The 17,505-nt window shown below is 65.2% G+C and carries 19 protein-coding genes and 2 tRNA genes; 17 read left to right on the top strand and 4 right to left on the bottom strand.

The features are described from left to right. The first annotated feature begins 91 nt into the window (after window positions 1-91). Both tatC and B3446_RS18120 read left to right on the top strand, forming a co-directional pair. Window positions 92-883 (top strand): twin-arginine translocase subunit TatC, encoded by a 792-nt coding sequence (gene tatC, locus B3446_RS18125; protein WP_191576273.1) that lies wholly within the window; start codon window positions 92-94, stop codon window positions 881-883. 99 nt (window positions 884-982) lie between these two features. Further along, window positions 983-1,381 (top strand): helix-turn-helix domain-containing protein, encoded by a 399-nt coding sequence (locus B3446_RS18120; protein ID WP_291383841.1) that lies wholly within the window; start codon window positions 983-985, stop codon window positions 1,379-1,381. On the opposite strand, the gene B3446_RS18115 is transcribed toward B3446_RS18120, so the two are convergent. After that, on the bottom strand, window positions 1,378-2,535 hold the full coding sequence (locus B3446_RS18115; protein WP_191576271.1) for a trypsin-like peptidase domain-containing protein: 1,158 nt from the start codon (window positions 2,533-2,535) through the stop codon (window positions 1,378-1,380). The genes B3446_RS18120 and B3446_RS18115 overlap by 4 nt on opposite strands. Window positions 2,536-2,554: 19 nt before the next feature. On the opposite strand from B3446_RS18115, the gene B3446_RS18110 reads away from it, so the two are divergent. Continuing rightward, window positions 2,555-3,331, top strand: a complete 777-nt coding sequence (locus B3446_RS18110; RefSeq protein WP_291383840.1) for a Nif3-like dinuclear metal center hexameric protein — start codon at window positions 2,555-2,557, stop codon at window positions 3,329-3,331. A 95-nt stretch (window positions 3,332-3,426) separates the two neighbouring features. On the opposite strand, the gene mscL is transcribed toward B3446_RS18110, so the two are convergent. Next, the gene (gene mscL, locus B3446_RS18105; RefSeq protein WP_105236917.1) at window positions 3,427-3,873 is read right to left on the bottom strand and encodes a large conductance mechanosensitive channel protein MscL; all 447 of its coding nucleotides are present in this window, start codon (window positions 3,871-3,873) and stop codon (window positions 3,427-3,429) included. 138 nt (window positions 3,874-4,011) lie between these two features. On the opposite strand from mscL, the gene petA reads away from it, so the two are divergent. The 8 genes from petA (at window position 4,012) to B3446_RS18065 (ending at window position 9,541) form a co-directional block, all read left to right on the top strand. After that, complete coding sequence (petA, locus tag B3446_RS18100; protein ID WP_105236916.1) at window positions 4,012-4,653, top strand: ubiquinol-cytochrome c reductase iron-sulfur subunit; 642 nt, start codon at window positions 4,012-4,014, stop codon at window positions 4,651-4,653. Window positions 4,654-4,724: 71 nt separating this feature from the next. Next, window positions 4,725-6,113 carry a cytochrome b gene (locus B3446_RS18095; protein WP_056565653.1) on the top strand — a complete coding sequence of 463 codons (1,389 nt, stop codon included), beginning with the start codon at window positions 4,725-4,727 and terminating at the stop codon, window positions 6,111-6,113. A gap of 24 nt (window positions 6,114-6,137) precedes the next feature. Next, entirely contained in the window at window positions 6,138-6,989 is an 852-nt protein-coding gene (locus B3446_RS18090; RefSeq protein ID WP_175123920.1) for a cytochrome c1, read from the top strand. A gap of 152 nt (window positions 6,990-7,141) precedes the next feature. Then, window positions 7,142-7,753: a glutathione S-transferase N-terminal domain-containing protein gene (locus tag B3446_RS18085; protein ID WP_006388039.1), complete on the top strand. Its 612-nt coding sequence runs from the start codon at window positions 7,142-7,144 to the stop codon at window positions 7,751-7,753. 13 nt (window positions 7,754-7,766) lie between these two features. After that, window positions 7,767-8,219 (top strand): ClpXP protease specificity-enhancing factor, encoded by a 453-nt coding sequence (locus B3446_RS18080; protein WP_175123921.1) that lies wholly within the window; start codon window positions 7,767-7,769, stop codon window positions 8,217-8,219. Between the two features lie 68 nt (window positions 8,220-8,287). After that, window positions 8,288-8,363: transfer RNA gene (locus tag B3446_RS18075), tRNA-Thr, on the top strand. Between the two features lie 464 nt (window positions 8,364-8,827). Continuing rightward, complete coding sequence (locus B3446_RS18070; protein WP_291383839.1) at window positions 8,828-9,256, top strand: DUF3304 domain-containing protein; 429 nt, start codon at window positions 8,828-8,830, stop codon at window positions 9,254-9,256. A 93-nt stretch (window positions 9,257-9,349) separates the two neighbouring features. After that, complete coding sequence (locus B3446_RS18065; protein ID WP_291383838.1) at window positions 9,350-9,541, top strand: hypothetical protein; 192 nt, start codon at window positions 9,350-9,352, stop codon at window positions 9,539-9,541. A gap of 144 nt (window positions 9,542-9,685) precedes the next feature. Here the strand turns inward: B3446_RS18065 and B3446_RS18060 are convergent, their stop codons facing one another. Further along, entirely contained in the window at window positions 9,686-11,074 is a 1,389-nt protein-coding gene (locus B3446_RS18060) for a GntP family permease (RefSeq protein WP_291383837.1), read from the bottom strand. Window positions 11,075-11,247: 173 nt separating this feature from the next. On the opposite strand from B3446_RS18060, the gene B3446_RS18055 reads away from it, so the two are divergent. The 4 genes from B3446_RS18055 (at window position 11,248) to B3446_RS18040 (ending at window position 14,301) form a co-directional block, all read left to right on the top strand. Continuing rightward, a tRNA-Asn gene (locus tag B3446_RS18055) sits at window positions 11,248-11,323 on the top strand. A gap of 163 nt (window positions 11,324-11,486) precedes the next feature. After that, the gene (gcvA, locus tag B3446_RS18050; protein WP_291383836.1) at window positions 11,487-12,398 is read left to right on the top strand and encodes a transcriptional regulator GcvA; all 912 of its coding nucleotides are present in this window, start codon (window positions 11,487-11,489) and stop codon (window positions 12,396-12,398) included. Between the two features lie 198 nt (window positions 12,399-12,596). Continuing rightward, window positions 12,597-13,070: a RidA family protein gene (locus tag B3446_RS18045; RefSeq protein WP_191576266.1), complete on the top strand. Its 474-nt coding sequence runs from the start codon at window positions 12,597-12,599 to the stop codon at window positions 13,068-13,070. Window positions 13,071-13,104: 34 nt separating this feature from the next. Further along, window positions 13,105-14,301 (top strand): aminotransferase class V-fold PLP-dependent enzyme, encoded by a 1,197-nt coding sequence (locus B3446_RS18040; protein ID WP_291383835.1) that lies wholly within the window; start codon window positions 13,105-13,107, stop codon window positions 14,299-14,301. A 58-nt stretch (window positions 14,302-14,359) separates the two neighbouring features. Here the strand turns inward: B3446_RS18040 and B3446_RS18035 are convergent, their stop codons facing one another. Continuing rightward, complete coding sequence (locus tag B3446_RS18035) at window positions 14,360-15,268, bottom strand: DMT family transporter (RefSeq protein WP_191576264.1); 909 nt, start codon at window positions 15,266-15,268, stop codon at window positions 14,360-14,362. Between the two features lie 171 nt (window positions 15,269-15,439). On the opposite strand from B3446_RS18035, the gene B3446_RS18030 reads away from it, so the two are divergent. Then, a complete protein-coding gene (locus B3446_RS18030; protein ID WP_291383834.1) occupies window positions 15,440-16,330 on the top strand; it encodes a helix-turn-helix domain-containing protein in 891 nt (296 codons plus the stop codon). Between the two features lie 97 nt (window positions 16,331-16,427). Then, on the top strand, window positions 16,428-17,505 hold a 1,078-nt coding region (locus B3446_RS18025), incomplete at its 3' end, for a DUF2868 domain-containing protein (RefSeq protein ID WP_291383833.1).

The following is a 17,505-nucleotide window of genomic DNA, read 5'->3' as shown; positions in this document are numbered from 1 at the left end:
CCCCTCAACCACCCGCCCCGGCGCCCAGCGCGCCTGCGGCCGACGTCGCCGCGCCCGCCGCCAAGCCCGTCTCGCCCTCCGGAACTCCGTCGTGACCCAGGACGCAACCCAAGAAGAAGGCCAGCAAGAGACCTTCATCTCCCACCTGGTCGAGCTGCGCACGCGCCTCTTGCGCGCCGTCGGCGCCGTGGTGGCCGTGTTTATCGTGCTCTTCATCTATCCCGGCGCGTCGGCCATCTATGACGTGCTGGCCGCCCCGATGCTGGCCTCGCTGCCCGAAGGCACCCGCATGATCGCCACCGGCGTCATCACGCCGTTCATGGTGCCGGTCAAGGTCACGATGATGGCCGCGTTCATCGTGGCGCTGCCCGTGGTGCTGTACCAGGCGTGGGCTTTCGTCGCGCCCGGGCTGTACCGGCACGAAAAGCGCCTTGCGCTGCCGCTCATCGTGTCCAGCACCTTCCTTTTCATCGCGGGCATGGCGTTCTGCTATTTCGTGGTGTTCCGCACGGTGTTCCACTTCATCGCCACGTTCGCGCCGCAGTCCATTACCCCGGCGCCGGACATCGAGGCCTACCTCAGCTTCGTCATGACGATGTTCCTGGCGTTCGGCATCACGTTCGAAGTGCCCGTGGCGGTGGTGCTGCTGGTGAAGATGGGCGTGGTCGAATTGTCCAAGCTGAAGGCCGCGCGCGGCTACGTCGTGGTGGGCGCGTTCATCATCGCCGCCGTCGTCACCCCGCCCGACGTGGTCAGCCAGTTCATGCTGGCGGTGCCGCTGTGCCTGCTCTATGAAGTCGGGCTGATCTGCGCCCGGATGGTCACACCGAAAGAAGGTGCGTCCACAGATGACGCCGCCGACTCCCTGACCGAACGCCACTGAAATCGGCCAGACGGCAGGGTAGAAGGAAACCAAAACGGTCCGCACAAAAGCGGACCGTTTTACCTTGTCGGCCCATGACTGCAGTCCTACATTGCAGTCATGTCGCTCTCACAAAGACTGCGCACCCTCATGCGGTGGCGCGGCATCCATAGCCAGAACCAGCTTTCGCGCCTGTCGGGCGTGCCGCAGTCCTGCATCCACCGCATCCTCACCCGCGAAGACCGCTATTCGCCAGCGCGCAACACGGTGGTGCGGCTGGCGCAGGCCCTCGGCACCAGCGCGTCGTGGCTGACGGATGGCGTGGTGCCCGCCACCTCGCCGGGTTCGGGGCCGCAGGACGCCGCCGCCAACGGCATCGACGGCTATTGCGCCGAAATCTGCGCGCGGCTGGCGCCCCAACCCGACAGCACAAAGCGCCTGATCCTGGCGCTCGTGCGTGAACTCTCCGACAAACCAGACACCGGCGCCACGCGTGCGCCGGCGCGCAAATGCGCCTAGCGCGGCTTGCCCGGCCGCGTCCCCACAACAACCGCCAGTTCAGCAGGTTTGCCGCTGCGCAAAATTCCCAGCGTGGCCCGCTGGCCCGGCGGCACCTGCGCAATCTCCGACAGCAGGCCGTTTGTGTCCGCCACCCGCTTGCCATTGACCGACTGGACAATATCGCCCACGCGCAGGCCGCCGCGCGCGGCCGGGCCGTCGCGCATCACCCCGGCAATGATCACGCCCGCCGCGTCGCGCGGCAGCTCGAAGGCCCGCGCCAGTTCCGGCGTCATGTCCTGCGGCTCCACGCCCAGCCAGCCACGCTTGACCGCCCCGGTCTTGACGATGTCGTCCATGACCTTGCGCGCAATCTCGATCGGCGTCGCAAAGCCGATGCCCATCGACCCGCCCGACTCCGAGTAAATGGCGGTGTTGATGCCAACCAGATTGCCGTAGGCATCGACCAGCGCGCCGCCCGAATTGCCCGGATTGATCGCCGCGTCGGTCTGGATGAAGTTCTCATACGTGTTCAGCCCCAGGCCATTGCGGCCCAGCGCCGACACGATGCCCTGCGTGGTGGTCTGGCCCACCCCGAACGGATTGCCGATCGCCAGCACCACGTCGCCTACACGCAAGCCCTTGTCGGGCGCCAGCGTCGCAGCGGGCAAGTCGCGCAGCTTGGACAGCTTGAGCACCGCCAGGTCCGTATCCGGATCCGCACCCACCACCTTCGCGGTGTCGCGCCGCCCGTCGCGCAGCGCCACCTCGATGGCGTCGGCGGCCTGCACCACGTGGTAATTGGTCAGCACGTAGCCGTCCGCATTCACGATCACGCCCGAACCCAGACTGGTTGACGCCTCGCGCCGGCTCACGCCCGGCACCTGCCCAAACAGCTGGCGCAGCACCGGATCATCGGGCAGCGGAATCAAGGGCACGTTCACGTGCTTGGTGGTGAACACGTTCACCACCGAGGGCGCCGCCTTCGCCACGCCGTCCGCGTACGACACTGCACCCACATCGTCCGCGGACACGCGTCCCGCCGCGGCGGTGGCCGGCGGCACCGTGGCGGGACCGTTCACCCGCAGCAGGTCGGGCCGCAACGTCGTCACCACGAATAGAATAGCCAGGCAGACCGTGACGGCCTGAGCAAAGATCAGCCAATATCGGCGCATGTTTCTGATAGGACTAGCAATGAATAAAGTGGACTCCCGCGTCCTGGCCAGCTGGCTGGACGACACCCTGCAGGCAGCCCGTTTCAAGGACTACTGTCCCAACGGGATGCAGGTGGAAGGCCGATCCGAGGTCGGACACATTATCACCGGTGTCACGGCCAGCGAAGCATTGCTGCGCGAGGCGGTCGACCGCGGTGCCGATGCGGTGCTGGTGCACCACGGCTGGATGTGGCGCAACGAAGACCGCCGCGTCATCGGCACCCGCCGCACACGCATGGCGTTGACCCTCAAGAATGACTTGAACCTGTTTGCCTACCATCTGCCGCTGGATGCGCATCCCACGCTGGGCAACAACGCGCAGCTGGCGCGCGTGCTGGGTCTGACGCCCGCGCTACGCGACGACGGCGTGCCGCAGACCTGCGGGCAGGACGGGCTGATCTGGCTGGGCGAGGCCAGCGGCCTGCAGACACTGGGCCAACTGGGCGATCAGGTGGCACAACGCCTTGGCCGCCAGCCGCTCGTCGTGGGCGATCCGGACCAGCCGTTGGGGACAGTCGCGTGGTGCACCGGTGGCGCCCAAGGCATGATGGGCGACGCCGTTGACGCGGGCGCCAGCGTCTACATCACGGGCGAGGTCTCGGAGTCCACGGTACATCTGGCGCGGGAAACCGGCGTGGGCTTCATCGCCGCCGGGCACCATGCCACCGAACGCTATGGCGTCCAGGCACTGGGGCAGGCCGTGGCCGAACGCTTCGGCATCAAGGTCGAATTCGTCGACATCGACAACCCGGCCTGAACCCTTGACGCCGGCGCGCCGGAGCGCCGGAGCGCCGGACCGCCGGCCGTCGACCCGGCAGAAAACAAAAGCGCCCCGATGGGGCGCTTTGCTGTTTACGGCCGCTTCAGCAGATCGCGAATCTCGCGCAGCAGGGCCACGTCTTCCGGCGTCTTGGCGGGCGCCGGCGCTTCCTCCTGCTTGTTGCGGGCCTTGTAGATGGCCTTGACCATCCAGAAGATCACGAACGCCAGCAGGACGAAGTTGATGATGATGGTGACGAAGTTGCCCCACGCGAACACGTTGGCGCCGGCCTTGGTCAGATCCGCGTAGGTCATCGGCCCGGCATAGCCTTCAGGCATCGACAAGACCAGGAACTTGTTCGAGAAATCGACCGATCCGCCAAGAATGAAATTGACGAGCGGCATGATGATGTCCCGGACCAGCGAGTCGACAATCCTGCCGAACGCCGCACCGATGATCACACCAACGGCCAAGTCGACCGCGTTGCCCTTGACCGCGAAATCTCGAAACTCTTTGACGAAACCAGTCGATTTGCTCATAAATCCGCTCCATTCGTGATACGCCTGGGGTAGGCTGGCCTATAATACGCGGTTGCTATGTTGTTACATATTCCCGCGAACCCGATGCCGCAGAAGTGATGCTACTCGTTGAGCGGGCGCATCAACAAGGATAGGAAGATGAGTCAGGATACGCTGGTGCATGACGATGACGGTGCGGTTGATCCCAACCTGCCACCTGATCCTTCGCGACGTTTCTGGGTTACCACCGCCTGTGCTGTGGGCGGCGTAGCAGGTGTCGCAACGGCAGTGCCGCTTGTGAGCACGTTTTCCCCCTCCGAAAAAGCCCGCGCGGCTGGGGCCCCCGTTGAAGTGGATATCGGCGACATTCCCGTCGGTTCCATGAAAACGGTCGAATGGCGCGGCAAACCGGTCTGGATCATGCATCGCTCGCCCGAGCAGCTGGCCGGACTGAAGGGGCTGGACCCCCAGCTCGCCGACCCGCAATCCAAGCGGCCCGGCTTCACCCCTCCCTATGCAGAAAACGAAGCTCGCTCGCGCAAGCCCGAGATCTTCGTCTGCGTCGGCATCTGCACCCACCTGGGCTGCTCGCCCACCGCGCACTTCGAAACGGGTGGCGGCGGCGGTCTGGGCGCGGATTGGCAAGGCGGATTCCTCTGTCCCTGCCATGGCTCCACGTTCGACCTGGCTGGCCGGGTCTTCAAGAACAAGCCTGCTCCCGATAATCTCGAAGTTCCGCCGTACCAGTACCTCACCGACACCCGCATCATCGTGGGCGTCGATGAAGACAACAAGGCCTGACGCTCGCGTCGCGCTTTTTTCCCGATCTACGTAAGTAAGAACAATACGCCACGTATAGAAGGAGCCGTTACATGGCTGGCGAGAAAACCGTCGAGACGACAGGCCTGTTGGGCTGGCTGGACCGGCGCTTTCCGGTGACCTCCACCTGGAAAGCCCATCTGTCCGAGTACTACGCACCCAAGAATTTCAACTTCTGGTATTTCTTTGGCTCGCTGGCGCTACTGGTGCTGGTGCTGCAGATCGTGACCGGCATTTTTTTGGTCATGCATTACAAGCCGGACGCCGAGCGCGCGTTCCAATCCGTCGAATACATCATGCGCGAGGTCCCGTGGGGCTGGCTGGTGCGCTACATGCACTCGACCGGCGCGTCGATGTTCTTCGTCGTCGTCTACCTGCACATGCTGCGCGGCCTGCTATACGGTTCCTACCGCAAGCCCCGCGAACTGGTGTGGATCTTCGGCGTCGCGATCTTCCTCTGTCTGATGGCCGAAGCCTTCTTCGGCTATCTGCTGCCCTGGGGCCAGATGTCGTACTGGGGCGCCCAGGTGATCGTGAACCTGTTCGCAGCCATTCCGTTCATCGGTCCTGAACTGTCCATCTGGATCCGCGGCGACTACGTCGTGTCCGATGCCACGCTGAACCGCTTCTTCGCCTTCCACGTCATCGCCATTCCGCTGGTGCTGATCGGTCTGGTCGCGGCTCACCTGGTGGCACTGCACGAAGTCGGCTCGAACAACCCGGACGGCATCGAAATCAAGCAGGGCCCGAAAGACAAGTACGGCCGACCGAAAGACGGCATCCCGTTCCATCCGTTCTACTCGGTGCATGACCTGGTGGGCGTGGCGGGTTTCCTGCTGGTGTTCGCGGCCATCGTGTTCTTCGCCCCGGAAATGGGCGGGTACTTCCTCGAGTTCAACAACTTCATTCCTGCTGACTCGCTGAAGACGCCTCCGCACATCGCCCCGGTCTGGTACTTCACGCCGTTCTACTCGATGCTGCGCGCCACTACGGATGAATTCACGTGGGTGCTGGCGGGCGCGTCGGTGCTGGGCGCCATCGTGCTGTTCGCCAAGAGCAACCTGAAGGGCTTCATGCGCATCGCCGTCCCCGGCATCCTGATCGTCGTCGCCGTGCTGCTGCGCGCCATCGACGCCAAGTTCTGGGGCGTGGTGGCCATGGGCGGCACGGTCGTCATCCTGTTCTTCCTGCCCTGGCTCGATCATTCGCCGGTCAAGTCGATCCGCTACCGCCCCACGTGGCACAAGTGGATCTACGGCATCTTCATGGTCAACTTCCTGGTGCTCGGCTACATCGGTACGCAGCCGCCCAGTCCGCCGTTGAACCTGACGTCGCAGATCGGCACGCTGCTGTACCTGGCGTTCTTCTTCCTGATGCCGGTATGGAGCCGCCTGGGCACCTTCAAGCAAGTGCCCGACCGCGTCACGTTCCACGCCCACTGAGCCAACGAGAATAACGGACTAACCATGATCAAGAAGCTGATTGGTGCCGTGGCCTTGATGCTCACGTGTACCGCAACCTTTGCCGCCGGAGGCGGATTCCCGCTGGACAAGGCGCCTTACCGCGTCAACGACATGGCGTCGCTGCAAAACGGCGCCAAGCTGTTCGTCAACTACTGCCTGAACTGTCATAGCGCGTCTTCGATGCGCTACAACAAGCTCCGGGATATCGGTCTGACCGACGAACAGATCAAGGAAAGCCTGCTGTTCTCCGGCGAAAAGATCGGCGACATGATGCACGTCGCCATGACGCCGAAGGACGCCAAGGCCTGGTTTGGCACGACGCCCCCGGACTTGTCCGTGATCGCCCGCGCCAAATCCGTGAACGCCGGCCCCTCGGGATCCGACTACCTGTACACCTACCTGCGCACGTTCTACCGCGACACGTCGCGCGCCACGGGCTGGAACAACCTGGTCTTCCCGTCGGTCGGCATGCCGCATGCCCTCTGGCAGGAACAGGGTCCGCGCGAGCTCACCACCGTCGCCGTTCACGAAGTCGAAGGCAAGGAAGGCGCCCCCAAAACGTGGGAACGCGTCACAACGGTGTACGATGCACAGGGTTTTGCCACGGTGAAGGCCGAGCCGTTAGCCAATCACCATGGCCATGCCACCTTCGATGCCAAATTCAAGGCCGCCAACCCGGCCCAAACCGCAACATACGACAACGACGTCGCTGATCTGACCGCATTCATGTCCTGGATGGCCGAGCCCGTCCAGACACTGCGCGTCCGCATCGGCGTCGGCGTCATGTTGTTCCTGCTCCTGTTCTTCTTTGTTACGTGGCGCCTGAATGCCTCGTACTGGAAACACGTGCGCTAACCGTAACGCCCCGCCAGGTTCCCCAGCCACCCCGTCTATCGGGGACGGAAGAGGCGGATAGGGCTGTAAAGCCTATCCTGCCTGGCAATTGGGGCCAGCGCCTGCTAGATTTAGGCGCTGGCCTTTCGTTTTTCAATAAAGGACTTACCGCCATGATGGTGCTCTATTCCGGAACCACGTGTCCGTTTTCGCAACGCTGCCGCTTCGTGTTGTTCGAAAAGGGTATGGATTTCGAGATCCGCGACATCGACCTGTACAACAAGCCCGAAGACATCTCGGTGATGAACCCGTACGGTCAAGTGCCCATTCTGGTCGAACGTGACCTGGTGCTGTACGAGTCGAACATCATCAACGAGTACATCGACGAGCGCTTCCCGCACCCGCAGCTCATGCCCGCCGACCCGGTCATGCGCGCCCGCACGCGTCTGTTCCTGTACAACTTCGAGAAGGAACTGTTCGTTCACGTCTCGACGCTGGAAGACCGCAGCGCCAAGCCCGACGAAAAGAAGCTTGCCAACGCTCGCCAGAACATCCGTGACCGCCTGGCCCAGCTGGCCCCGATGCTGCTCAAGAACAAGTACATGCTGGGCGAGGAATTCTCCATGCTCGACGTGGCCGTCGCTCCGCTGCTCTGGCGCCTGGACCACTACGGCATCGAACTGCCCAAGAATGCGGCCCCGCTGCAAAAGTACGCCGAACGCATCTTCTCGCGCCCGGCCTACATCGAAGCGCTGACGCCTTCGGAAAAAGTGATGCGTCGTTAAGGCTGGCTGTGTAATGGGTGAAACTTCGACCAAACCGTATCTGATCCGCGCGCTGCACGAATGGTGCACCGATAACGGCTACACGCCGTACATCACCGTGCAGGTCGACGAGCACACCATGGTGCCCGTCGCCCACGTGCGCGACGGCCAGATCACGCTGAACGTGGGCACGCTGGCCACCAACCGCCTGGTGCTGGGCAACGAATTCATCGAATTCCAGGCCCGCTTCAGCGGCGTGACCGAAAACGTCTACGTCCCCGTGGGCGCCGTCAGCGCCATCTATGCGCGCGAAACCGGCGCCGGCATGGGCTTCGAGGTACAGCCCTACGAGCCGCCCGAGGCAGGCGCCCAAGGCGCCACGCCGAACCCCGCCGCCCCCGAGGGCTCGGACGCCAATCCCGCCTCCGGCGACGATGATGGCGACGACGACGAACCCAAGCGCCCGCGCCTGACGATCGTCAAATAACGACCCCACAAGAGGGGCTGCATTTTTTTCATTACAATGCAGTCCCTGCGCGTGCCCCGGCACGCATCGCCGGTGTAGCTCAGTTGGTAGAGCAGCTCACTTGTAATGAGAAGGTCGAGGGTTCGATTCCTTTCACCGGCACCAAAAATCTCCACCAGATTCATCTGGCGCAGTACACGAAACCCGCATCCAGACTGGCGATGCGGGTTTTTTCTTGCCTGTGAGAATCGACCGTCAGATTGCGCCGGGAGACGGCACATTTGACGGCGTGCGGCGGACACTGCCGCCTGTGACTTTCATGCCACGGCAACCGCGCAATCGTTGAAGCCCGATTGACGCGGCTCCGGGACATCTGCTTCGGACTCCACGATCGTGGTCGGATCGGTCGCAAAAATAATAGAAATCCTATTTACCGACCTTGAGCATGGCGTCTACAAGTGGGTCGCGGAAACACCCGTCCAGGGGTAACGCAATCCACCTGTCGTCAGAACCAACAACGCGTCGGCATGAGAATTTACTCCCTCATCATCATGGCATTTGCACTGCTAGTGGTCCCTTTAACTGGCTGTGACGGTCGGCAAGCCAAGCAGGACAACGTAGGCACGTCCATGACCGGAATCGATCACTTGCCGGATCATGTGAGCGTGCAGAACTTCTGGGTCAATGGCGCCAGCGGACATCAAGCAGGCACCGGTGGCCGCATCGTCTGCTGCGCGACGCTGCCGCGGAAATGGCATCCCGATCTAACGGTGGTGGTGAGCTGGAATGTCACTAACTGGCGAGATTGTGGCGGACAAAGCTACGAACGACGCGTGGCAGTGGACCCCTACGAAAAGGTGGGGCATATGCTTGTTCACTTCCTAGCAGATGGAAGCGTTCGTGTCGTTTCAGCAAACGTAGGTCCTGGTTACCCTGGCAACGGCTACCCCGGACCGAATGACTTGATTCCTAACAAGGACCCCTGGGATGTCTACGGCAGCTATCGCGAACGCTGTTCGTGGGCAGGCGGCCCGGTCATGATGGAAAGCGCGCAGTGAATAAACTCCTTCGAGCCCATCCCGTCGGCCCTACGCCGAGTATCCAGCCGTCGTTTCCACAATGCCTTTGGCCGCCTCGGCTGTGCAGATCCGGTGCCCGGCAGTTGGGAACTGCAAGGCTATCTGCGCGATCGCCGCATCTATCGGGGCACAGGCAAGCCCGTGACCCATGCGGCACCCACCGAACAACAGCGCCAGGAAGCGGAGCAGCGCGAGTACGAAGCGACGAGACGCGCGCTGCAGAACAGCATCGATATGAACAAGCTGTTCAATCTGCCACGGTGATTAACGCCGGGGGAACGGGCAGATCGGGATATCCCGCGGGAGGCGCGACTACGCGGGCCGCCGGATCCGCTAATCGGACCTGGCGCCAAAATTGAGTGTCATGAGAGGGCGACGCACACACCGCGCCTTCGCCCCCAGCCCTCGTCATCCCAGCGCCGGCAACAAGTTAAACAGCAGCACCATCACCAACCCCACCACCGACACGATCGACTGCACGACCGAGATCGTCTTCGTGGCTTCGCCCATCGTCATGCCGAACGATTCCTTCACCATCCAGAAACCGGCGTGATTCGCGTAGTTGAAGAACAGCGAGCCGCAACCGATCGACAGCGCGAGCAGCGGAAGATTCAGGTTGGGGTCCGCGCCGGCAAGCGGCGCCAGCAGCCCAGCGGCGCCCACGATGCCGACCGTGGCCGAGCCAGTCGACACCGACAGCAGCATGGCGATCAGCCAGCCCAGGATCAGCGGCGGGAACGCAAATTGGTGCGTCAGGTGCACGATGGCGTCGCCCACCTTGGCGTTCGTCAGGACCTGCTGAAAGGCGCCGCCGCCGGCGATGATCAGCATGATGCCGGCAATGGGCTTCAAGCTTTGGCCCAGCGCGCCGCGCAGCTTTTCCGGATCGCCGCCGCGCATGAAGACCAGTGTCACGGCCGCGAACAGCACGCCCAGCAGCATGGCGACGACGGGGTTGCCCAGGAAGGCGGCCACGTGCGTCACGCTGGAGTCCTTGGGCAGCAGCATTTCGGCCACGGCATGGACCAGCATCAGCAAAGCCGGCAGCAGGGCCGCCAGCACGCCCAGGCCGACGCTGGGCGCATGCTGGCCCGTGGGGCTATCGGTGGAGGCGGTGAACTGTTCAAGCAGCGCCTCGTCCGGCCGCGTCGTCATACGAGGGGCGATGAAGGCGCCATATAGCGGTCCGCCGAAGATCATGGCCGGCAGGGCCGCGATGAAGCCGTAGATCATGGTCGGGCCGACCGTGGTCTTGAGCGTGGCGATGGCCGTCAGCGGGCCGGGATGCGGCGGCACCATGCCGTGCATGGCGGCCAGGGCCGAAATCACCGGCACGCCGACGTAGACATAGGCCGAACCCTTGAAGCGCGCCTGGCTTTCCAGCTTGCGCGCCACACTGAAGATCAGCGGCAGCATCACCACCAGGCCCACTTCAAAGAACATGGGAATGCCGATGACGAACGCCACCAGCGTCATCGCCCAGGGGATCAGGCGCGGAGAGGTGTGGCGCAGGATTGCATTGGCCAGGCGCTCGGTGGTGCCGGAGTCCGCGAGGATCTTGCCCAGCATCGCGCCCAGCGCGATCACCACGCCCACGGCGCCCAGCGTCTTGCCGGCGCCGTCGGTCAGGCTTTTGACGATGGCGCCCGGGGCCATGCCCGTTGCAAAGCCGACGCCGATCGACACGATCAAGAGCGCCAGCAGCGGATGCATGCGTATCCGCGAGACGATCAGTGCGACCAGGACCAGAACGCTCACCAGCGCGGTGAGCAGCAATTGAATGTCGAACGAAGACATATGAGAACCCAGAAAAATCGAGAGAGGTCGCGAGCCCTCTGCGCGCCATCATACGGGATCGGGTTGACGGCAAGCTTGAAAAAAAGGGCCGGTTTCGGCTGCCGAAACGCGCTTTTTCGGCCCCGCTTTGCATTCTTCCGTTTTTTTGTGCATAATTCGCCCCCTCTACCTGTTCCCCGATAGCTCAGTCGGTAGAGCGACGGACTGTTAATCCGCAGGTCGCTGGTTCGAGCCCAGCTCGGGGAGCCAAGAATTTGCAGTACCGCAGTACCCTTAAAAAAGCCCGCAACTTGTTTGCGGGCTTTTTGCATTGGGGTCACGGGGTTGCAGCCATGCTGGCGCGCGAGTTGCCAACCCGCGCGCATCGCGTAGCATCACCCGGATCTGCCGCACCTTCCGTCCCTGCACACCGATGCGTTCCTCGCGATCCCTGCCGCCCCTGGTCTCCCTGCGCGCCTTCGAGGCCGCCGCGCGGCGGTTGAGCTTTTCGCAGGCCGGAGAAGAGCTGTTCGTCACACAAAGCGCGATCAGCCATCACATCCAGCGGCTGGAAAGGGAATTGGGCGTGGCGCTTTTTGAACGGCGAACGCGCGCCGTCGCGCTGACCGAGGCAGGCCAGGCCTATTACGCCCGCGTGCACGCGGCATTCGAATTGCTGCGCCAGGGCACCGACGAACTGCGCGCGCCCGAGCCTGCGCGCCATACGCTGCGGATCGGCTTGCTGGCGTCGTTCGCCACGCGCTGGCTGGCGACGCGCCTGCCCGGCTTTGCCGCCGCGCATCCCCACATCGATCTGCAATTGCAGCCCGACATCGCGCTGGCGGATGTGGCGGGTGGCGAGGTGGACGCCGCGATCCGCTATGGCCGCGGCGGCTGGCCCGGCGTGCGCAGCACGTTGCTGATGACCGAACGCCTGTCGGTCGTGTGCGCGCCCGCGATGGTGGCGGGCAGAAAGCGGCCAAAAACGCCCGCAGATCTGCTGCGCCACCCGCTGCTGGTCTCGCACGCGCGGCAGCAGTTCGAATGGGACGCCTGGGCGCACCGGTACGGGCTGGACCTGGGCGCCGCCCGCACCGTGCGTCTGCACGACTACAACATCGTCGTCGAGGCCGCGCTGGCGGGGCAGGGCCTGGCGATGGGCCGCGAGCGCCTGATCGCCGCCCACCTGGCGAGCGGCGCGCTGGTGCAGGCGCTGCCGGGCGCGGTGCTGGAAGATCCGCGCATCGGCTGGTGGTTCGTCACGCCGCGCGGCGCTTTCAGCGAACCCGTCCAAGCCTTGCACGCGTGGCTGGCGCAGACGGTGGCCCAATCCACGGGTGTCTGACACCCGTACAACCGCGCTTGATTATGAATGGGCTGTCTCTTTGGGTGTCAGACACCGGCCTATACCCCGTTCAACAAAGGACGTATTAGTTTTACTCATACGTACGAGGTAAGAATTGATTGGTCATGCCGCGCCCCGGCCGATAGCATCGGGGGAGCGTCAAGACACGCTTTCCCTTTCTTTCATAGGTGATCCGATATGACCCAAAGCATTTCCGCCCGCGTTGCCGAGCTTGGCCTGGTCCTGGAAGCGGCCGCCGCGCCGGCCGCGAACTACGTGCCTTTCGTCCTGGAGGGCAATCTGCTCTACATCTCCGGTCAGATCTCGCGCAAGGACGGCAAGGCGGCCTATCTGGGCCAATTGGGCCATCAGGTATCGGACGCCGATGGCGTCGAGGCGGCGCGGGCCAGCGCATTGGGCATCCTGTCGCAGATTGCCGCCGCCACAGGCGACCGCCTGGATCGCGTGGCGCGCGTCGTCAAGCTGGGCGTGTTCGTTGCCAGCGCGCCGGACTTCAACCGCCAGAGCGCCATCGCCAATGGCGCTTCGGACCTGATGGTCGAGGTGTTCGGCGACGCGGGACGCCATGCCCGTAGCGCCGTCGGCGTCGCCGCGTTGCCGCAAGGCGTGTCGGTGGAAGTCGAGGCCGTGATCGCGCTGACCCCGGCCTGATGCCGGCCGACTGATTGCCACGACAGGAACCGCCATGACCGCCCCCCTGACCCCGAGCGCCGTCCAGGCGCTGCGCGCCCTCACGCCCGGCGCGCAAAGCACCGTGCACTTCAATCACGCCGGCGCATCGCTGCCGTCAGAAGCCACGCTTCAGGCCATTCATGCGCACCTGAAGCGCGAAGCGGCGCACGGGCCGATGGAAGCGGGCGTGGCGGCGCGCGATCTCATCGAAGCGGCCCGCACGCTGGCCGCGCAGCTGTTCAACGCGCAGATCGAGGAAATCGCGCTGACGGGCGGCAACTCGCCGGGTTGGGGCGCCGCGTTTGCGGCGCTGCCGGCGTGGCGGCCTGGCGATCGCATTCTGGTCGGCCGCCACGAATGGGGCGGCAATCTGGCCGCCATGCGCCTGATTGCGCAGCGCGCGGGCGCGATGCTGGAAACGATCCCGTCGGACGACAGCGGCTGCGTGGATGCAGAGGCGCTGGAAGCCATGCTGGACGACCGGGTGCGGCTGATCGCGCTGACCTGGCTGCCCGCCAATGGCGGGCTCATCAACCCGGCCGCCGCCATTGGACGCGTGGCGCGCAAGCATGGCATTCCGTACTTTGTGGACGGCGCGCAGGCGGTGGGTCAGTTTTCCATCGACGTGCGCGAGATCGGCTGCGACGTGCTGAGCGGCGCCGGCCGCAAGGCCTTGCGCGGACCGCGCGGCACGGGGCTGCTGTACGTGCGGCGCGACTTCCTGGATCGGCTCACGCCCGCCTTCGTGGACACCCATTCCGCGCCGCTGGGCGCTGACGGCGAGCCCATGTTGCGCGCCGATGCCGCGCGCCTGGAATCCGCGGAGAACTCGCTGGCGTTGCGCTGCGGCCTTGCCAATGCCCTGCGCGAAGCACTGGATGTGGGCCTCGATACGATCCGCGCGACCATCGACGCCAACGCCCGGGCGCTGCGCGCCGAACTGGCGGCCATTCCCGGCGTGTCGGTGCTGGACCAGGGTCGCGACAAATCCGGGCTGGTCGCCTTCAACCTCGCCGGACACGACGCGGCCGACGTGCAACGCGCGCTGGCCGCGCAGGGCATCACCATCGGCAGCAACGGCGTGCCCTACACCCCGCTGGACATGCAGGCCCGCGGCCTGGACCGGGTCGCGCGCGCATCGGTGAGCTATCTGACGAGCGGCAACGAGATCGACCGGCTGCTGGAAGCCCTGCGCAAGCTGGCCGCATAGCGCGTGCGCAAACGCGGCATCCATGTGGGATGCCGCGCGGCGGCCGACACGACCCGCGTTACGCAGTCTTGCCCGCCACGCCCGCCCGCTTCGTAAACGGCGACCATTTCGTGAACACGAGCAGGTTGCCCAGCATCACCAGCGCCAGGCCGGCGAACGCGTACGGCGTCCAGCGGTAGCCTTCGACGACGGTCGATATGCTCAGCGCCACGACCGGAAACAGCACCGTGCAGTAAGCGGCCCGCGCCGGCCCCATGCGGCCGACCAGCGTCAGATACGCGGTGAAACCCACGACCGACCCGAGCACGGCCAAATAGAGCAACGCGCCCACATAGGCCGGCGAGGAATCGAAGCCGAACGGCAGTCCGGCAACCACGCAGCCCGCCAGAAGAATCGCCGCGCCATAAAGCATGCTGTACGCATTGCCCGTCAGTGGCCGGATGCCGGCGCGCTGCTGCAGGGACGACAGCATGTTGCCCGTGGAAAAGCAGAGCGTGCCTAGCAGCGCAAAACCCAGGCCCAGGAGCGTCTCGTGGCTGGCCTCCTGGCCCGCCAGTTCCGGCCAGAAGAGCAGCACCAGGCCGCAGAATCCCAGCGCGCCGGCCACCATGATGCGCGGCGAAATGCGGGTGCCGAACCAGATTCGCGCGTTAAGCGCGTTCCACAGCGTGGCAGCCGAAAACACGACTGACACCAGGCCGCTCGGAATCCATTGCGTGGCCGAATAGAAGCACAGGAAGTTCAGGCAGAACAGGCAAAGGCCCTGCCCCACGCACAGCCAGTGGCCGCGCCGGTCCAGCTTCTGCAGCTTGCGCATCGCCAACAGCGTCACGAACAGCAGCAGCCCCGCCAGCGCGAAACGGTAGAAGATCGACACGGGAATGGCCACCACGCCAAGCTGCAGCTTGATGGCGATCCAGGTGGTGCCCCAGATCAGGACGGTGAGCAGATACAGGAAAAGATTCATGATGCGAGGGGCGCGGAAATGCAGCCCTGAGAGCCGATTCGGACACCGGCGGCCACCTGGCGCACCGGGCATCCAGTGTGCGCCCCCAAGCCACGCCGCAATTGCCGTTTCTTGCGCTTTTGTCCGGATCGGGCGCGTCACGCGCGTGCGAACGCAGTAGCATTCCTTCCCATGGGCAACACCGCTACGGCCCCGGCCGATTTCTCCGTATTCCGCACGCTGTCGCGCTCGACCGCGACGCTGCAGCGCGCCACGTCGCTGGGCGAGGGCATGGCGATCTCGCAGTGGTCGCGCACCGCCCGCGAAACGCTGGGCTACGAAACGCCCGGCCACCACACGCTGTCGCTGTACCTGCATGGTGGCGACCGATCGTTTCGCGTGGGCCAGGACTCGCTGCATGGCGGCGCGGGCAAATTCTGCGTGCTGCCCGCCGAGCACCATTCCCGCTGGAGCATGAACGACAACGTGCGCTTCCTGCACCTGTACATCGCTCCGCAGCGGCTGGCGCGCGAAGCCGTCATGCGGCTGGACTGCGAACCGCGCACCCTCGAACTGCGCGACCGCACCTACATCCAGGACGACTCGCTGATCGACGTCTGCCGCCGCCTGCTGGGCGCGGACTGGAACGAACCCGCCGACCGGCTGGCCGCCAGCAGCGCGGCCGAGACCGTGCTGCACCATCTGCTGATGCAGGGCGTGGCGCGCAAGACGCCGCAACCCGCGCGCGGCGGTCTGGCGCCCGGGGTGCGCCGCCGCGTGATGGACTACGTGGACGCGCATCTGGCCGATCCGCTGACGCTCGACGAACTGGCCGGCGTCGCCGCGCTATCCACGTATCACTTCGCCCGCATGTTCCACGCCTCGTTCGGCGAGCCGCCCCACGGTTGGGTGCGGGGCAGGCGTCTGGCCCGCGCCCAACGCCTGCTGGCAGCCGGCAAGGGCGACCTTGCCAGCATTGCGCAGGCCTGCGGCTTTGGCAGCGCCAGCCACCTGGCCCGCGTCTTCCGGGACGCCATCGGCGTCACGCCGGGCCAGTACCGCAGTGCGCACGCCCAGCACTGACACCGCCGATCCGGGATCATGCCGGCCGCAGCGCGCGGTCTACAATGGCGCACCGCCCTAGCGGCTCACCCGGCCACCTCCCGCCTGCTCCGACGCGATGCCGCTTCCGACCTCTCGCGATACTTCCCCCCTCATCGACAGCGCCGGTCAGCGCCCCTTGCGCGCGCACTGGCTTGCCGAACTGATCCGGTTGCGCGAAACGCACTGGGGGCCGCTCGAAGACGCGCAGGCGGTGCGCCAGGTGCGCCAACTTGATGCCGACCTGCCGTCGCGCATTCTGACCCGCGCCGCGCTGCTGGCGCAACGCGAAAACCTCAATCCTCTCGTCGACGCCTGGCGCCGCAGCGCCACGGCCATGCTGGCCGCCCTGTTTGTGCTGGCGCTGGTTTCCGGCGCCGCGGCCGCCATGGGCGCGCTGGGCGATGGCACGCGGCCCGTCAATGTGCTGTGGGCCGTGGGTGCCCTGCTGGGGCTGCATGCGCTGACCTTCCTGCTGTGGCTGGCAAGCTTTCTGCTGCGGCCCGGGGCCGTAACCGGCTTTGGGCGGCTCTGGTTATGGGCAACGCGCAAGCTGGCGCGCGGACCCGATGGCGCGCTGGTGCCGCAGGCCTTCCTGAATCTGCTGTCACGCGCCGGCGCCTTGCGCGGCCTGTTCGGCAGCATCAGCCATCTGCTGTGGCTGACCGCGCTGTGCGCCGCGCTCGCGACGCTGCTGGCGGTGCTGTCCACCGCCAGCTACCGCTTCATCTGGGCCACCACGCTGCTCGCGCCCGACACCTTCGTCTGGCTGACGCAGGTCATCGGCTGGCTGCCCGCGCATCTGGGCTTTCCCATGCCCGACGCCGCAACGATCCGCGCCAGCGACGGCACGCAGATCCTGCCGGCCGGCGCGCAGGCGCAATGGTCGCTCTGGCTGATCGGTGTGCTTGTGGTCTACGGCATCGTGCCGCGCCTGATCGCAGGCGCGCTATGCGTCGCCGCCACGCTGCGCGCGCTGCGCCGCGTGCGCATCGATCCCGCGCTGGCAGGTTTCTCGCCCCTGCGCGACCGGCTTGAACCGCCCGCGCTGTCTACCGGCATCGACCGCCCCGTCGATCCGCTGCACGAACCGCGGGTGCGTGCCCCGGCGCTGGACGGCCTGGGCGGGCAACCCGTGCTGCTGGCGCTGGAGCTGC

Source organism: Achromobacter sp. UBA5777 (assembly GCF_002418565.1).
Taxonomy (GTDB): Bacteria; Pseudomonadota; Gammaproteobacteria; order Burkholderiales; family Burkholderiaceae_B; genus Achromobacter; species Achromobacter animicus.
This window is presented reverse-complemented; position numbering and strand designations above follow the sequence as displayed.